The sequence below is a fragment of the Pseudomonas fluorescens genome, from assembly GCF_002022275.1.
In the GTDB taxonomy this organism is placed as follows: Bacteria; Pseudomonadota; Gammaproteobacteria; order Pseudomonadales; family Pseudomonadaceae; genus Aquipseudomonas; species Aquipseudomonas fluorescens_AJ.
Genome location: NZ_MSDF01000040.1, coordinates 20,349 through 36,156, shown reverse-complemented (window position 1 = coordinate 36,156; position 15,808 = coordinate 20,349). Strand labels below are relative to the sequence as shown.

13 protein-coding genes are annotated in these 15,808 nt (G+C 62.4%); 4 read left to right on the top strand and 9 right to left on the bottom strand.

What is annotated here, in order from left to right; genetic code table 11:
• The first annotated feature begins 144 nt into the window (after positions 1-144).
• Positions 145-1,041 carry a MurR/RpiR family transcriptional regulator gene (locus BFW87_RS23190; protein ID WP_078742042.1) on the top strand — a complete coding sequence of 299 codons (897 nt, stop codon included), beginning with the start codon at positions 145-147 and terminating at the stop codon, positions 1,039-1,041.
• A gap of 45 nt (positions 1,042-1,086) precedes the next feature.
• Here BFW87_RS23190 and BFW87_RS23185 read toward each other — a convergent pair whose 3' ends face one another.
• The 5 genes from BFW87_RS23185 to BFW87_RS23165 all read right to left on the bottom strand — a co-directional run bounded on the left by BFW87_RS23185 (position 1,087) and on the right by BFW87_RS23165 (position 8,510).
• Positions 1,087-4,182, bottom strand: coding sequence for an efflux RND transporter permease subunit (locus BFW87_RS23185; protein ID WP_078742041.1), 3,096 nt, complete (start codon positions 4,180-4,182; stop codon positions 1,087-1,089).
• Positions 4,179-5,396 carry an efflux RND transporter periplasmic adaptor subunit gene (locus BFW87_RS23180; RefSeq protein ID WP_078742040.1) on the bottom strand — a complete coding sequence of 406 codons (1,218 nt, stop codon included), beginning with the start codon at positions 5,394-5,396 and terminating at the stop codon, positions 4,179-4,181. Before BFW87_RS23180 ends, BFW87_RS23185 begins: the two co-directional genes overlap by 4 nt.
• On the bottom strand, positions 5,389-6,627 hold the full coding sequence (locus tag BFW87_RS23175) for a TolC family protein (RefSeq protein WP_078742039.1): 1,239 nt from the start codon (positions 6,625-6,627) through the stop codon (positions 5,389-5,391). Before BFW87_RS23175 ends, BFW87_RS23180 begins: the two co-directional genes overlap by 8 nt.
• Positions 6,628-6,723: 96 nt before the next feature.
• Complete coding sequence (locus BFW87_RS23170; protein WP_078742038.1) at positions 6,724-7,062, bottom strand: hypothetical protein; 339 nt, start codon at positions 7,060-7,062, stop codon at positions 6,724-6,726.
• A gap of 26 nt (positions 7,063-7,088) precedes the next feature.
• Positions 7,089-8,510: a PLP-dependent aminotransferase family protein gene (locus tag BFW87_RS23165; RefSeq protein WP_078742037.1), complete on the bottom strand. Its 1,422-nt coding sequence runs from the start codon at positions 8,508-8,510 to the stop codon at positions 7,089-7,091.
• A gap of 91 nt (positions 8,511-8,601) precedes the next feature.
• Between BFW87_RS23165 and BFW87_RS23160 the strand changes: the two genes are divergently transcribed.
• Entirely contained in the window at positions 8,602-9,831 is a 1,230-nt protein-coding gene (locus BFW87_RS23160) for a multidrug effflux MFS transporter (protein ID WP_078742036.1), read from the top strand.
• Between the two features lie 153 nt (positions 9,832-9,984).
• On the opposite strand, the gene BFW87_RS23155 is transcribed toward BFW87_RS23160, so the two are convergent.
• Positions 9,985-10,890, bottom strand: a complete 906-nt coding sequence (locus BFW87_RS23155; protein WP_078742035.1) for a hypothetical protein — start codon at positions 10,888-10,890, stop codon at positions 9,985-9,987.
• A gap of 408 nt (positions 10,891-11,298) precedes the next feature.
• Between BFW87_RS23155 and BFW87_RS23150 the strand changes: the two genes are divergently transcribed.
• Together BFW87_RS23150 and BFW87_RS23145 are read left to right on the top strand one after the other, a co-directional pair.
• Positions 11,299-11,982, top strand: coding sequence for a response regulator transcription factor (locus BFW87_RS23150; RefSeq protein WP_003219726.1), 684 nt, complete (start codon positions 11,299-11,301; stop codon positions 11,980-11,982).
• Positions 11,960-13,351 (top strand): sensor histidine kinase, encoded by a 1,392-nt coding sequence (locus BFW87_RS23145; protein ID WP_078742034.1) that lies wholly within the window; start codon positions 11,960-11,962, stop codon positions 13,349-13,351. The genes BFW87_RS23150 and BFW87_RS23145 overlap by 23 nt, the downstream gene beginning before the upstream one ends.
• Positions 13,352-13,487: 136 nt before the next feature.
• Here BFW87_RS23145 and BFW87_RS23140 read toward each other — a convergent pair whose 3' ends face one another.
• Genes BFW87_RS23140 through BFW87_RS23130 form a run of 3 tightly spaced genes read right to left on the bottom strand, consistent with a single transcriptional unit; the run spans position 13,488 to position 15,747 of the window.
• Positions 13,488-13,898, bottom strand: coding sequence for an SRPBCC family protein (locus BFW87_RS23140; RefSeq protein ID WP_078742033.1), 411 nt, complete (start codon positions 13,896-13,898; stop codon positions 13,488-13,490).
• 29 nt (positions 13,899-13,927) lie between these two features.
• Positions 13,928-14,725 carry an SDR family NAD(P)-dependent oxidoreductase gene (locus tag BFW87_RS23135; protein ID WP_078742032.1) on the bottom strand — a complete coding sequence of 266 codons (798 nt, stop codon included), beginning with the start codon at positions 14,723-14,725 and terminating at the stop codon, positions 13,928-13,930.
• 17 nt (positions 14,726-14,742) lie between these two features.
• A complete protein-coding gene (locus tag BFW87_RS23130) occupies positions 14,743-15,747 on the bottom strand; it encodes an aldo/keto reductase (RefSeq protein ID WP_078742031.1) in 1,005 nt (334 codons plus the stop codon).
• Positions 15,748-15,808: the final 61 nt, after the last annotated feature.

Here is a 15,808-nt window from a genome sequence, read left to right as displayed (position 1 = left end):
TAAGCTTCTACAAAGGCTCTGCCTCCACCGTGCATCGTTTCAGCAGGCCACGTGCGCCGTGATGCCGGGGTATTTTTTTGCGCCTACCCTGTAGACTTGCGCCACCCATCAGCGCATCAGAAGAACACGCCAGAAGGATTGCCCATGCCCGAGACCCCTTCACAAGACGCTCTCGCCAGCCCCCCGCTCAACGCAGAGCGCCTGTTGCAGCTGATCACCGACGAATACGAAAGCCTGCCGCGCCAGCTCAAGCGTATCGCCAGCTACATGAGCCAGCAGAGCGACCGGATAATGGTCGACCGCATCAGCGACATTGCCCGCGAATGCGAAGTGCACCCCTCGGCCATCGTGCGGTTTTCCCAGCGGTTCGGCTTCAGTGGCTTCAGTGAGATGCAGGCGCTGTTTCGCGAGGCCTACACCCACAAGACCACGCCGGTGCAGAACTACCAGCAGCGCATTCGCAGCATGATCGCCAACAAATCGCAGAAAGCCAGCGGCGGCGACCTGGCGCGCGAGTGCGTGAATGCCACCCTGTCGGGCATCGAACGCCTGGGCCTGGAACTGGACGACGTGGCGTTTGAAAAGGCCGTGGACCTGGTGGTCAACGCCGACAATATCTATGTGGTCGGCGTGCGGCGCTCCTTTGCGGTGGCCGATTACCTGGTCTACAACCTGCAGCACACCAACAAGCGTATTCACCTGATCTCGGGTTTGGGCGGCAGTTATCGCGAACAGATGCGCAGCGTGCGTGCGAATGATCTGGTGATTGCCATCAGCTTTACGCCCTATGGCAAAGAAACCCAGCATTGCCTGCGGATTGCCCAGCATCATCAGGCCAAGACATTGATCATCACCGACAGCAACCTGTCGCCCCTGGCCAAGCGGGCGAACGCTGTGTTGTTGGTGAATGAAGGGTCGTCATTTGCGTTTCGTTCGTTGAGCGCCACGTTGTGCCTGTGTCAGGCGTTGTTTATTGCCGTGGCGTATCGGTTGGAATTGAAGGTGGATGAGATTCATGAGCAGGTCGGGTTCGATGACTGATCTGTAGACGATCGTTCCCACGCTCCGCGTGGGAACGATCATTTGTCAGCGGCGCATCAGGCGGTACGCCGCCGGGATGACGAACAGGGACAATAACGGCGCGGTGAGCATGCCGCCGATCATCGGGGCGGCGATGCGGCTCATGACTTCGCTGCCGGTGCCACCGTCCAGGAGGATCGGTAACAGCCCGGCGATGATGACGGCGACGGTCATCGCTTTGGGCCGTACGCGCAGCACCGCGCCCTCGGTAATCGCGGCGAGCAGATTGCCGTCCTTGCGCTCGGCCCAGGCGTTTTTCAGGTAGAGCAGCATGATCACGCCGAACTCCGCCGACACCCCGGCCAGCGCGATAAACCCTACCCCCGTGGCCACCGACAGGTTGAAGCCCAGCCAATAGAGCAACCACACGCCACCGGTCAACGCGAAGGGCAAGGTCGCCAGGATCAGCAACGCCTCATCCACCCGCCGAAACGTCAGGTACAGCAGCACAAAGATGATCAGCAACGTGGCGGGCACCACCAGTTTCAGGCGTTCATTGGCGCGTTCCAGAAACTCGAACTGCCCCGAATAGCTGAGGCTCATGCCCGGCTGCAACTGCACCTGCTGGTTGATCGCTTCACGCAAGTCCTTCACCACCGACGCCAAATCCCGGTCGCGCACGTCGATATACACCCAGCCCGAAGGCCGTGCGTTTTCGCTTTTGAGCATGGGCGGGCCTTCACTGACCTTGATGCTGGCAACGGTGCCGAGGGTGATTTGGCTGCCCAGCGGCGTATACACCGGCAAGCTGCGCAGCGCGTCCACCGAGTCGCGCCACTCCTTGGGGTAACGCAGGCTGATCGGAAAACGCGCCAGCCCTTCCACGGTTTCGCCGAGGGTTTCCCCGCCAATCGCCCCGGACACGATCGACTGCACATCGGCGATGTTGAGCCCGTATTGCGCGGCGGCCGCACGGTTGATGTCCACGTCGATATAGCGCCCGCCCGTCAAGCGCTCCGCCAGCGCCGAACTCACGCCGGGCACGGTCTTGGCGACCTTTTCCACGGCCTGAGTGACGGCATCGATCTGCATCAGGCTTGTGCCTGCGACCTTCACGCCAATCGGGCTTTTGACCCCGGTGGCGAGCATGTCGATGCGGTTGCGGATCGGCGGAATCCAGATATTGGTCAGGCCCGGCACTTGCACCACGCGGTCGAGTTCTTTCACCAGCTTTTCCGGGGTCATGCCGGGGCGCCATTGATCACGGGGCTTGAACGAGAGTGTGGTTTCAAACATTTCCAGCGGCGCCGGGTCGGTGGCGGTCTCGGCGCGACCGGCCTTGCCGAAGACGTGGGCCACTTCCGGCACGGTCTTGATCAACCGGTCGGTACGTTGCAACAGCTCGCCCGCCGTTTGCGTCGACAGCCCCGGCAGCGCCGAGGGCATGTACAGCAAGTCGCCCTCATCCAGCGGCGGCAGGAATTCCCCGCCCAGCTTCGACACCGGCCACAGCGCACTGACGACCATCAACAGCGCCACCAGCAAGGTCACGCGCGGCCAGCGCAGCACCGCATCGAGCGCGGGTTGATACACCTTGATCAGGCCGCGATTGAGCGGGTTGCGCTGTTCATCGGGAATGCGCCCGCGAATCCAGTAGCCCATCAACACCGGGATCAGCGTCACCGACAACCCGGCCGCCGCCGCCATGGCGTAGGTCTTGGTGTAGGCCAGCGGCCCGAACAGGCGCCCTTCCTGGGCCTGCAAGGTAAACACCGGGATAAACGACAGGGTGATGATCAGCAGGCAGAAGAACAGCGCCGGCCCGACCTCGACCGCCGCATCGGTCATGACTTTCCAGTGATCATCACCTTTCAATTCGCGCCCAGGATTGGCGTGGTGCCAAGCCTCGATTTTCTTGTGGGCGTTTTCGATCATCACCACCGCCGCATCCACCATTGCGCCGATGGCAATCGCGATGCCGCCCAGGGACATGATGTTGGCGTTGATGCCCTGAAAACGCATGACGATAAACGCGATCAGCACCCCCACCGGCAACGAGATGATCGCCACCAGGGACGAGCGCAAGTGCCACAGGAAAATCCCGCACACCAGCGCCACCACCAAAAACTCTTCCAACAACTTGTGGCTGAGGTTGTCCACGGCGCGGTCGATCAACTTGCTGCGGTCATAGGTGGTGACGATTTCCACGCCCGGCGGCAGGCTGTTTTTCAATTGATCCAGCCGGGTTTTCACCGCCGCGATGGCCTCGCGCGCATTCTTGCCGCTGCGCAGGATCACCACGCCGCCGACCGCCTCGCCTTCGCCGTCCAGCTCACTAATGCCTCGCCGCAGGTCCGGGCCCAGCTGGATTTTCGCCACATCGCCAAGGGTCACCGGCACGTTATTGGCGCCCAGGCGCAGCGGAATGCCGCGAAAGTCATCGAGCGTTTTCAGATAACCCGACGCGCGCACCATGTACTCGGACTCGCCCATGTTCAGCACCGAGCCGCCGGTTTCCTGGTTGGCCTTGCCGATGGCTTCGGCCACTTGCGCCTGAGTGATGCCGCGACTGGCCATGGCCAGCGGATCGAGTTGCACCTGGTACTGCTTGACCTGGCCACCAATGGTCGCGACTTCCGCCACGTTGGGGATGGTCTTGAGCTCGAACTTGAGAAACCAGTCCTGCAAGGCGCGCAGTTGCGCCAGGTCATGTTTGCCGCTGCGATCGACCAGCGCGTATTGGTAGATCCAGCCGACACCGGTGGCGTCCGGCCCCAGCGAGGGCTTGGCCGATGCGGGCAGGCGTGCCTGCAACTGGCTGAGGTATTCCAGCACCCGCGAACGCGCCCAGTACAGGTCGGTGCCTTCGTCGAACAGCACATACACATAGCTGTCGCCGAAGAACGAAAAACCGCGCACGGTCTTGGCGCCGGGCACCGAGAGCATGGTGGTGGTCATCGGGTAGGTGACCTGGTTTTCGACGATTTGCGGCGCCTGGCCCGGGTACGGTGTGCGGATGATCACCTGCACATCCGAGAGGTCCGGCAGCGCATCCACCGGCGTGTTCTGCACCGCCCACACGCCCCACGCAGTGATGAACAGCGTCGCAAGCAGCACCAGAAAACGGTTGGCCACCGACCAGCGAATCAGCAAGGCAATCATGGCCGGGCTCCCGGTTGCAGGCTCATCGGCGCCTCAGTTGCGGTGACGCCTCTAAGGCTGGCCTCAGAATCAAGCAGGAACTGGCCGGACGCGACCACCTGCTGGCCTTCCTGCAAACCACTGCGAATGACAGTCTGGTCGCTGCTTTCAGCGCCCGCCTCCACCTCGACCGGCCGGAAGCGCCCGCCCTCCTCGGCCAGCATCACCAGCACGCGCTTGCCGGTGCGCACCAACGCCTCGCTTGGCACCTGCAACACCGATTGTCCGCTGCTTTGCGCCAGGCGCACCTGAGCGGTCATCCCCGGGCGCAAGGTTCCTTCGGGGTTGGGCAATTCGACCCGAACCTGCACGGTGCGGCTATCCATCGCGGTCGCCGGCAAAATCGCACTGACCGTGCCTTGAACAGACTTACCCGGCAAACCGACAAACCGGCTTTCTACGCTTTGCCCCACTTTCAGGCCAGCACCTTGAGCCTCGGGCACCGCGACCTGCAACCACACCTGATCCAACCCGTTGATACGCGCCAGGGTCTGCCCCGCCGCGACGGTCATGCCTTCGCGCACCTCCAGGGTTTGCAACGCGCCGCCCAAGGGGCTGGTGACGGTCAACACCGACTGCACCCGGCCGCTGCGCTCCATCTGCGCGATCAGCTCGGCCGGCATGCCGGTCAAGCGCAGGCGTTGACGGGCGGCGGCGATCAAACCGCTGTCACCGCTGTGGCGCAGGGCGAGGAATTCCTCCTGAGCCGCCGCCCATTCAGGTACCAGAATGTCCACCAACGGCGCGCCGCTCTTGAGCACATCTCCGGCGGCACGCCCATAAACCTTTTCGACAAACCCGGCCGCTCGCGCCTGCACCACCGCTACATCACGGTCGTTGAAGGCCAGAATGCCCGACAGGTCGAGGGTGGACGTCAGCACGCCACGGCTCACCGTTGCCAGGCGCACGCCAATGTTCTGGGTCTGGCGCGGATCAATCTGCACGGCGGGCGTGTCCGTAGCGGCGCCCTCGGCGTAACGCGGCACCAGTTGCATGTCCATGAAGGGCGATTTGCCGGGCTTGTCGAATTTTTGCTGCGGGTACATCGGGTCGTACCAGTACAGCGCCGGCTTTTCATCGGTGACGGCCACCGCAGTCGCCGGGTGCAACTGCGCCAACCCATAGCCCGCGCCCAGCCCGAGCAGCAACACGGCGGCGATCATTCGATTATTCATTGGCGGGCTCCCCATAGGCGAAATACAGCTGCGCGCCGACCAGGGCGCGTTGCTCGATGGCATCGATCTGTTTGAAGCGGGCGTCGACCAGTTCGCGGCGGGCACTCACGACCGTCATCAAGTCGCCTTTGCCGGATCGATAACCGGCCAGGCTCAGGGCGACTTTTTCCTCGGCCAGCGGCACCAGGCTGTCCTGGCTGCGCTGCACCGCACGGTCCAGGCGTTGGTAATCCGCCAGATCGTCGTCGAGCATCTGCGTGTGCTCGCGGGTGGCGGCTTCACGCTCGGCGTCCAGTTGGTCGAGTTCGGCCTGCTTGGCGGCAATGCCGGGGTTCTGTCGGCGGCCGGGGAATATCGGCAAATCAAAGCTCAATTGCAGGCTGACCATATCGCCGTACTCACGGCTGCGATGGCCGTAGTCAACTTCCCAGCTCCAGTCCGAGGTCTTTTGCGCCTTGGCCTCCTGCAAGCGTGCCTCGGCCTCGCGGGTGCGCGGCACGAAGGCTTGCAGTTCGGGGTGCTGGTGCAGGTTATGGCTCAAGCCATGGCTGTCGAAGGTCCAGTCTGGCAACTGGCCGCTGGGCGCTTCGCTGGCGGCCGCGCCGATCCAGCGTTTGAGGGCGGCACGGGCCTGGGCGCGTTGCAGGGTCAGTTCATCTTCGCGCCCGGCCAGCTCGGCGGCTTCCTGTTTGGGAATGACCGTATCGGCGGCCTGGCCACGACCGCCCGCCAGCTGCGCACGCACGCTGTCTTGCAGCAAGCGGTTCTGCGTGTAGAAGTCCTTGAACAAGGCTTCCTTGCGCTCCACCGCATAGGCGCGAATCCACGCCTGGGCGGTGGCCTGGCGCACATTCAGGCGTTCGATGCGCCCTTCTGCCGCCGTGCGCTCTACCGTCGCGTCGGCCAGCTCGACCCGCGCCTTGCGCTTGTCACGGCTGGGCACCTGTTGCTGGATGCCGATCATCTGCTGCGTCATGTCATCGCCATACAGCGTGCCGCGATTCGGTCCGCCGATGGGGAAGTTCTGCAGGCCCACCAACAGTTTCGGGTCGGGCAATTCACCGGCCGGGATCGCCGCCTGCGTCGCGGCGTGCAGCTTGGCCGCCTCGGCCGTCAGGGAGGGGGCATTGTTTTGCGCCAGGCGCAGGGCGTCATCCAGGGTCAGCGCGCTCGCCAACGCCGGCCACACCAGCACGCCCACCACCAGGGCGCACATGTAGAGGAAAGTCATGTTGATAATTCCTGATCCGTTGCGCTGCACGTCGCATTACGCGGCCCACAGCAAGGCCATCCCGGCAAGGGGATGAAGCTTGAGAAGCAACAGGGATCAGGCCCGGGGCGGGCGCCAAACGCCGGACGGCGTGCGGTCGGGGATGAAATCGGGGGAGAGGCCAAGGGCTACGGGATGAGCCATGCCCAACGGTGCCTTGAATACCGGCATCGACAGTTGCACCAGGCCGCCGGTCTTGCATTCCTGGCCGGTTTTGCAAACCTTGCCATGGTCGGCGCCATCCTGGCAGCAGTCCGGGGTCATGTCGCTCATCATCTGCATGCCCGACATTTTCATCGGGCAAGGCTCAGTGCTCGACGGCACACCCGCCATCCCGGTGAGGGGAAGCGTAAGGCTTAACAGCATGACCAGGATTAAACGCAGGAGGCGGCGCATGGGGCGAGAGTCTAGCCAAGCGGGGGTTAAGCCGCTATTAACAATTGCGTGAGCATTCGGCCGTGATAACGAATCTGCGCGAGGGTCAGCGCGGTGTAGCCGAGGATCACTGCCGGCGGCAAGCGCGCCTCACTGCAGAACTTGCCCAGCGGCTGCAATGTCAGCCCGACGGCGGCGGCTCGGCTGCAAAAATCCTGCTCTTGCACCCCCGCTGGCAGCCACAACACACAGTGCAGCCCGGCCTGCTGGCCGCTGACCCTGCTGCCCTCTGGAAGGCACGCGAGCAAGGCATCGCGCCGCGCCTGGTAGGCCTGACGCGAAGCGCGCAGGTGGCGCACAAACGCCCCGCTGCCCAGAAACTCCACCAACCCCAGCTGATCCGTGGCGCCCACCGGATACCCGGTGAGTTGCAGGGTTCGCAGCAACGCCGGGCGCAGCGCCTTGGGCACCACCATGAATCCCACGCGCAAACCGGGGAACAGGTTCTTGTTGAAGCTGCCGCAATAGATCACCCGGTCGCTGGCGTCCAGGGATTTGAGCGCCGCCAAGGGCGCGCTATTGTAGTTGTACTCGCTGTCGTAGTCGTCTTCGACCACCCACGCATCGGCACGTGCGGCCCAGTCCAGCAGCGCCAGACGGCGGGACACCGAAAGGGTCATGCCCAGCGGCGCTTGATGCGCCGGGGTGACATAGGCCAGTCGCGCCTGGTCGGGGAGTTGGGCGGTATCCAGCCCTTCGGCTGTCACTGCAATGGCCTGGACGTGCGCGCCCGCAAGGCTGAACAGCCGCCGCGCCGGTTTATAGCCGGGGTCTTCAACACAGGCGGTGTCACCGGGTTTGAGCAGCGTACGCGCGATCAAGTCGAGAGCATGCCGAATGCCAGAGGTGACAATCACCTCATCGGCCTCGCATCTCATGCCGCGATAACTGCGCAGGTAGTCGGCGATCTGTTCACGCAAGGCGGGCAAACCGGCGGTGTGGGCGGCCTCCAACACGCCAGGCCCCACCGACAGCAGGCCACGGGAGATGCACCGCGCCCAGCTTTTCAGGTCGAACAAGCTCGCGTCCGGGCGCCGCGCCACAAAGGGCACATGGCTTTGCACGCCTGCCTCGGGCTGATCGGCGACGACCTCACGGCGTGCCGCCTCACTCGGCGCCGGGGCCGCAATAAACTGCTCGGGAATCACCGCGCACACCCGCGTGCCGGAGCCTGCCACGCGCTGCACATAGCCTTCGCAGTGCAAGCGCTCGAAGGCCGCTTCCAGCGTGCCTCGGGAGACCAGCCAGCGCTCGGCCAGGCTGCGCGTGGAGGGCAAGCGGCTGCCCGCCGGCAACTGCCGGTTCAGGATCGCCCCGCGCAATGCTTCGTAGGCACCCTGCTGCTTGCCCGCGTCCAGCGTATCGGGCCGCGGCAAGTCCAGGGCCGTTGCGGCTTTTCCTCGGCTCATAGTGGTCCATTCATCCATGGCATAAGTGGCCCACAGGATTAAACCACAAAGCCGCTAGAGTTCGGGCTCTACTCTTTGCGAAGAAGCTCCCATGACTCAACGCACCCTTTCCACCGGATTCTGGCTGGTCCTGCTGACCGTGCTGATCGCCCTGCCGCGCCTCACCCTGGACCTGCACCTGCCAGCCCTGCCGGCCATGGCCGACTATTTCCATACCCGCGACAGCCAGCTGCAACTGGTCCTTACGCTGTACACCCTGGGCTCGGCGATTTCCCTGCTGATCAGCGGCCCGCTGACCGACCGCTTCGGCCGCCGCCCGGTGCTGCTGGCCGGGTTGTTCCTGTATGGGGTGGCGACTGCGACCTGTGCTCTGGCCGACAGCCTCGACGTGTTGATCATCGCCCGCCTGTTTCAGGCCCTTGGGGGGTGTTGCACCACGGTGATCGGCCGGGTGATCGTGCGCGATTACTTCAACCGCGATGAACAGGCCCGGCTGCTCGGTCTGATCTCCATGGCCATGGCCATCTCGCCCATGGCCGCACCGGTACTCGGCAGCCTGATGCTGCCTTTCATCAATTGGCGCGGCTTGTTTGTGCTGCTCGGCGTAATCGGCGCGGTGTTGTACCTGGTGGTCTACCGCCGCCTCCCGGAAACCCGCCCGCCAGCCGTTGCCGCCGCACCGCCAAAATACCTGCTGCGCATCTACGGCCAATTGCTCCGCGACCGTTACTTCCTGCGCTATGCCCTGGCAATCGGCTGCGTGTACAGCACCTATTTCCCGTTTATCAGCGAGTCGTCGGCGCTGCTGCAACGGGGCTATCACCTCTCGGCCACGGCTTATGCACTGGTGTTTGCCGCCACCATCAGTGGCTACATGCTCGGGGCCAACCTGTTTCGGCGGTTGGTGCTGCGGTTTGAACCCGACCGCCTGATCAAGGCAGGCATCGGCCTGAATCTGCTCGGCAGCCTGATGCTTGCAGCGGCCACTACGGTATTGCCGCAGGAATGGCTGGCGATTGTGTTGCCGATGGTGGTGATCATGGTGTCGGTGGGGATGGTGATTCCGGCGTGCCAACTGTCGGTGTTGCAGCCGTATGGGGCGATTGCGGGGACCGCATCGGGGTTGTTCTTTTTTATCCAGATGTTCCTGACGGCGGCAAGCAGCTGGGCGACCGGGCTTTTGTCGGACGGCACATCAGAACCCTTGGTCATCATGACGGCGGTGGCAAGCCTATTGCTGGTGACAAGCTGGCTGACACTCTCCAAAACCAAATGTGGGAGCGGGCTTGCCCGCGATAGCGTTGCGTCAGTCAGCTCATAAGTCACTGAAAGACCGCCATCGCGGGCAAGCCCGCTCCCACAAGGGACCGAGCCTGGCTCAAGTTTAGTGCATGAAGATCGCGATCAGGATGATGACCGGGATTGGCACGCCGAGGAACCACAGAAGTAATGAGCGCATGATGTTCTCCCTTAATTAACGAACGAAGTTTTCAGTGTCGACATACACCACAGCATCCCGGCGGCGACCGCCGAAGGTGGCGGCGAAGCTGGCGAAGAACGCACCGATCAGCAGCGACACAAAGGTCCACAGCGACGCATAGGCAGCGACTTTGGCTGCCGCATCAGCGGCTTGCTTGGCTTTGAGCTTGGCGTCTTCGATGGCTTTACGGGCATCGCCGTACACTTTGTCGATACGCGCTTCAGCGTCAGCCTGGCTGAGGTTGGTGCGCTGGCTGATCAACTGGGCCAGGTAGGTCCGGTCTTCAGGTGCCAGTTGGCCGTCATTGCTCAGGGTACGGGTGAGGATGCGTGCAACAACGCCGTGCACCGCGTCATCACTGACGGCAGCCGGGCGGTCATCACGAAACAGGCTGTCGACGTAGTAGTCAAAGTCGCCGCTGTTGGCGCCCTTGGCTGCACCGCCGGCCGCCTGGCTCAGGCCGCTGGCGGCACCCGAGGCAACGCTGGCACCGGCTTTTACGCCGCCACTCACCACACTGCTGACCGAACCGACCACCAGCACTGCGGTGACCAGCGTCGCTACAGCCCAGGCGAGGAAGCCATGGGCAGTGTCGCGAAAGTACACCTCATCGCCGTGCATGTTCGCCCATTTCACGCGCAGACGGCCGGCGATATAGCCGCCCAACCCCGATGCGACGATCTGGGTAAACGCCAGCCAGACGATCGTGGAAATGCCAAGCCCCTTGGCGCTGATGCCGCTGTCAGCCCACGGCGACACCGCCGAAAAGCCCAGGCCGAAACCCAGCAGTACCAAAATAAGGGAAAGTGCAGCCGCCGCAGCGGCCCCGGCAAAAATCGCCCCCCAGGAAACCCCGGAGACGGCGCTCGACTCTTGCAGTGTGGATGAGGATGTGATCATTGTTGTTTAGCTCCCGGCAGGAAAAATGGTGTTACAAGTCTCAAAAGGGACAGTGCAGGCACCATGCCAGTCGCTGTAAAAATAAATTTCCTTATATTTCATATAGTTATATAAATTGAACTTACGCAAACCATGCAAGTTGCAAGAACTGACTTTAACCAGCGGGCGTATTGCATACTTGACAGGCGCAGAATTTTTTTTTGGAAAAACGCTTACACACAGCATTCATTCAGGATGTCGGGGCCATGATCCACTGACTTCAGTAAGTAAATTCTTGCTGACAGTGCGCAGAAATGGCTGATGAATTTGTGTCGGTTTTGCCAACATGAAGTTTAATTTAGGAAGCATTCAGGCATTTCTTGGCAAAATGCCCCCACTTCTAGTGTGAATCGCTCACCAGGTAATCCTATGACCCGTATTTTGACCATCGAGGATGACGCCGTAACGGCCCGCGAGATCGTCGCCGAGCTGAGTAGCCATGGACTGGACGTAGATTGGGTGGACAACGGCCGCGAAGGCCTGGTCCGCGCTGTGAGTGGTGATTACGATCTGATCACGCTCGACCGCATGTTGCCGGAACTGGATGGCCTGGCCATCGTCACCACTCTGCGCACCATTGGAGTCTCGACGCCGATCCTGATGATCAGCGCCCTCTCCGATGTCGACGAGCGGGTCCGTGGCCTGCGCGCCGGCGGCGACGATTACCTGACCAAGCCGTTCGCCTCCGACGAGATGGCCGCCCGCGTCGAAGTGCTGCTGCGCCGCAAAAGCACGGTCAAGGAGTTCGAAACCGCCCTGCGTGTGGCCGATCTGGAACTGAATTTGATCAGCCGCGAAGCCAGCCGCGCCGAACAGCCGCTGAGCCTGTTGCCCACCGAATACAAATTGCTCGAATTTCTGATGCGCAACACCGGTCAGATTTTGTCGCGGATGATGATTTTCGAGGAAGTCTGGGGCTATCACTTCGACCCGGGCACTAACTTGATCGACGTGCACATTGGTCGTCTGCGCAAGAAGATCGACCCGCCGGGCCTGACGCCGCTGATTCGCACGGTACGAGGTTCCGGCTATGTCATTGCTGAACCCCTCTAAGGGTTGGCGCTCTTCCAGCAGCCGCTTGCTGGCGCTGTACAGTTCACTGTTCGTGGCCTGGAGCTGCATCCTGATGGGGGTGCTGTATTACGAGGTGTCCGGGTACCTGGGCGACCTGTCGCGCCACTCCCTGATGCAGCGTCAGCACCTGTTCCAGCGTTTTGACGGCGAAGAACTGGTGGAAGCTCTGACCACCAGCATGACCTTCGACATGAAAGGCGTAGACGCTTACGGCCTGTTCGACGAGCAATTTCGCCCCTTGAGCGGGCCGATCCGCGCCGTGCCGCCGGACCTGCCGCTGGACGGCAAGATCCACGCACTGGCCAACTGCGTCGAATCCGACGACCCCAAACTGCCCAAAGACAGCTGCGATGCCGTGGCAACTCACACCGAGGACGGCCGCTGGCTGGTGCTCGTGCGCGCCAACGGCTCGCTGTTTGGCGTGACCCGGATCATCTGGCATGCCTTGTTATGGGCACTGTCGCTGACGATTATCCCGGGTGCCGCCGGTTGGCATTTATTGCGCCGACGCCCGTTGCGGCGGATTCGTGGCATCCAGGCGAGTGCCGAGGCCATCGTCGCCGGCGACCTCACTCACCGCCTGCCGCTGTCGAACCGGCGTGACGAGCTGGACATGCTCGCGGCGATCGTCAACGCGATGCTCGACCGTATCGAAAAGCTGATGAACGAGGTCAAGGGCGTGTGCGACAACATCGCCCACGACCTGCGCACCCCGCTGACGCGCCTGCGTGCGCAGTTGTACCGCATCAAACAGGAGGCCGAGGCGGAGTCGGACTACGCGGTGAAACTGGATGACGCGATTGCCGAAACCGACACCCTGATGGCGCGTTTTCGCGGGCTGTTGCGTATTTCCGAGCTGGAAGACCACCAGCGTCGCTCAGGCTTTTTGGTCATGGACCCGCTGCCGCTGTTGCGCGAATTGCACGACTTCTACCTGCCCCTGGCCGAAGAAGGCGAGCTGCAATTGCGGCTCGAAACCCCGGAATCCCTGCCGTGGATCACCGGCGACCGCGCACTGCTGTTCGAAGCCCTGGCCAACCTGTTGAGCAACTCGATCAAGTTCTCCCCCCCGGGCGGCGAAGTGATTTTGCGCGGGGTCAATGATGCCGGCAGCACGCGCCTTGAAGTGCACGACTCCGGGCCCGGCATACCGGTGGCGGAACGTGACGCGGTGTTCCAACGCTTTTATCGCGTGGACGAAAGCGACCAGCAAGGCGGGTTCGGGTTGGGTTTGTCGATAGTCGCGGCGATCATCAACTTGCATGGGTTCAAGCTGGAAGTGGGTTCCAGCCTGTGTGGCGGCGCGTGTCTGGTGCTGGAGTGCCGGCAGCAACTGATGCCTGAATAACCCTGAGAGCCCAAACGCCACAAAACCCTGTGGGAGCTGGCTTGCCTGCGATAACGGTAGCCCAGGCAATAAACAGTTTGCCTGATACACCGCCATCGCAGGCAAGCCAGCTCCCACCTTTGATTTGCAGTGGCTGTTAGAAATTAGCGCGCAGCGCCTCAAGCCCACCGCTGTAGACGCCGGTAAACAACTCTTCCACCGCCGCCTCCGTAGTCCCCGCCACCGGCGTAAACACGCCGGACCAGGTCACTTTCGCCGACGACTCCGTCAACGCCTCAACCTGCAACGTCGCCAGGTAAGCACTCACCGGAAACGGCGATTGCTCGATGGTGTAGCTGTAGGTGCGGCCCACGTTGTCGAAGGTCTGCAAACGCTCGGCGATCGCGCCGCCGTCCGCGGTTTCCAGGTGACGCACACGCCCGCCGTCGCTCGCTTCGCTCTTGACGATAAACGGCAGCCAGTCCGGCAGCGTGTTGAAGCCACCGATCAATTGCCACACGTGGTCTGCTGACACCGGAATTTCGATTACTGAAGAGGCTGTTGCCACACTAAATACTCCTAAAAAAGAAAAATAACTCAGATCGCCATGCTGTCGACAACACCACCGTCGACCCGCAATGCGGCGCCCGTGGTGGCAGACGACAAGGGTGAAGCAATGTACGCCACCAGGTTGGCGACTTCATCCACATTGGCCGCGCGCTGGATAATCGACGTGGGCCGCGCATTACGCACAAACACATCCGCCTCGTCCCGCGCGCTGCGCCCGGATTTGGCGGTGGCGTCCTTGAGCATCTGCTCCAGGCCGTCGGTAAAGGTCGGCCCCGGCAGCACGGCGTTCACCGTGACGCCAGTGCCCGCCAGGCGCTTGGCCAAGCCGTGGGACACTGCCAGGTTGGCGCTTTTGGTCACGCCGTAGTTGATCATGTCCGCGGGTGTTGCCACGCCGGATTCCGAAGACAGGAAAATCACCCGCCCCCAGCCCTGCTCGACCATGCCCGGCACGTAATGCCGCGAAAGGCGCACGCCAGAGATCACATTGACCTCGTAGAAGCGCGTCCACTCGCTATCAGGCGCGTCAAAAAAATCCACATCGTTGAAGATGCCCAGGTTGTTGACCAGGATGTCGGCGCGCGGTTCGGCGGCGAACAGTTTCTCTGCGCCTTCAGCGGTGCCGAGGTCGGCCACCAGCCCGCGCAAGTCGGCGCCGGGGACTGACTGGCGAATACTCGCCAGGGCTTCGTCGACCTTGCCCGCTTCACGTCCGATCACCACCACCGTGGCACCGGATTGTGCAAGGGCCAGGCTGATGCCCAGGCCGATCCCGGCGGTGCTGCCGCTGACAATGGCTACTTTGCCGCTCACATCAATTTTCATCGGGTGTACTCCTGAAGTTAAAGCGGCAGTGGTGCACGGTCCGAAATCAATCGGGCGTCGCGTAGCGCCTGCCAAAAGGCTGCCGGAATTATCTCTGACAACGCCGCAACGTCTTCGGCAATGCGCCCCGGACGACTGGCACCGGGAATCACCGCAGCCACGGCCGGATGTGCCAACGAGAACTGTAGCGCAGCAGCTTTGACACTGACGCCGAATGCCTGGGCAATGGCCTTGATCTGCTCGACCTTGTCTATGATCGCCGGGCTGGCTTTCTGGTATTCGAAGTGCGCGCCACCGGCCAGGATGCCCGAGCTGTACGGGCCGCCGACGACGATTTCAACCTTCTGCGCCGCTGCTGCGTCCATCAAACGTTGCAGGGCACGGTCGTGGTCCAACAGCGTGTAGCGGCCCGCCAGCAGAAAGCCGTCGGGCTGGGCTTCGGTCAGGTCCAGGGTCAGCTCGCACGGTTCAACGCGGTTCACGCCCAGGCCCCAGGCCTTGATCACGCCTTCTTCGCGCAGGCGGGTCAGCACTTTGAACGCACCGGTGCGGGCCTGGTTGAAGTAGTCCAGCCATTGGTCGCCGTAGAAGTCCTGGGCGATGTCGTGAATCCACACGATGTCCAGGCGATCGGTTTGCAGGCGTTCCAGGCTGTCTTCGATGGAACGCAGAGTGGCGTCGGCGCTGTAGTCGTTGAGCATTTTGTTCGGGCGGCCATGTTCGAACACACCGCTTTTTTCGCCGAGGTCGCGGGCGCTTTCTTCGATTTCGTCAAGAATCACCCGACCGACTTTGGTGCTGAGCACGAAGTCATCGCGGTTGTACTGCGACAGGGCTTGGCCCAGGCGAATTTCCGACAGGCCCGAACCGTAGAACGGCGCGGTGTCGAAGTAGCGCACGCCGGCGTTCCAGGCGGCTTCAACGGTGGCCTGAGCCTCTTCTTCAGGAATGGCGCGGAACATGTTGCCCAGTGGCGCGGTGCCGAAGCCGAGTTGGCCTGGGAGTTTGTCTTTCAAGCTCATGGTGGATCCTCAAATGCGTGAAGGGTCGCGGTGACCGTTGAGCAGATCCTAGATTGCATAG

Coding starts and splice junctions, on each gene's coding strand:
- BFW87_RS23190 (WP_078742042.1), top strand. CDS start 145: ATGCCCGAGACCCCTTCACAAGACGCTCTCGCCAGCCCCCCGCTCAAC.
- BFW87_RS23185 (WP_078742041.1), bottom strand. CDS start 4,182: ATGATTGCCTTGCTGATTCGCTGGTCGGTGGCCAACCGTTTTCTGGTG.
- BFW87_RS23180 (WP_078742040.1), bottom strand. CDS start 5,396: ATGAATAATCGAATGATCGCCGCCGTGTTGCTGCTCGGGCTGGGCGCG.
- BFW87_RS23175 (WP_078742039.1), bottom strand. CDS start 6,627: ATGACTTTCCTCTACATGTGCGCCCTGGTGGTGGGCGTGCTGGTGTGG.
- BFW87_RS23170 (WP_078742038.1), bottom strand. CDS start 7,062: ATGCGCCGCCTCCTGCGTTTAATCCTGGTCATGCTGTTAAGCCTTACG.
- BFW87_RS23165 (WP_078742037.1), bottom strand. CDS start 8,510: ATGAGCCGAGGAAAAGCCGCAACGGCCCTGGACTTGCCGCGGCCCGAT.
- BFW87_RS23160 (WP_078742036.1), top strand. CDS start 8,602: ATGACTCAACGCACCCTTTCCACCGGATTCTGGCTGGTCCTGCTGACC.
- BFW87_RS23155 (WP_078742035.1), bottom strand. CDS start 10,890: ATGATCACATCCTCATCCACACTGCAAGAGTCGAGCGCCGTCTCCGGG.
- BFW87_RS23150 (WP_003219726.1), top strand. CDS start 11,299: ATGACCCGTATTTTGACCATCGAGGATGACGCCGTAACGGCCCGCGAG.
- BFW87_RS23145 (WP_078742034.1), top strand. CDS start 11,960: ATGTCATTGCTGAACCCCTCTAAGGGTTGGCGCTCTTCCAGCAGCCGC.
- BFW87_RS23135 (WP_078742032.1), bottom strand. CDS start 14,725: ATGAAAATTGATGTGAGCGGCAAAGTAGCCATTGTCAGCGGCAGCACC.
- BFW87_RS23130 (WP_078742031.1), bottom strand. CDS start 15,747: ATGAGCTTGAAAGACAAACTCCCAGGCCAACTCGGCTTCGGCACCGCG.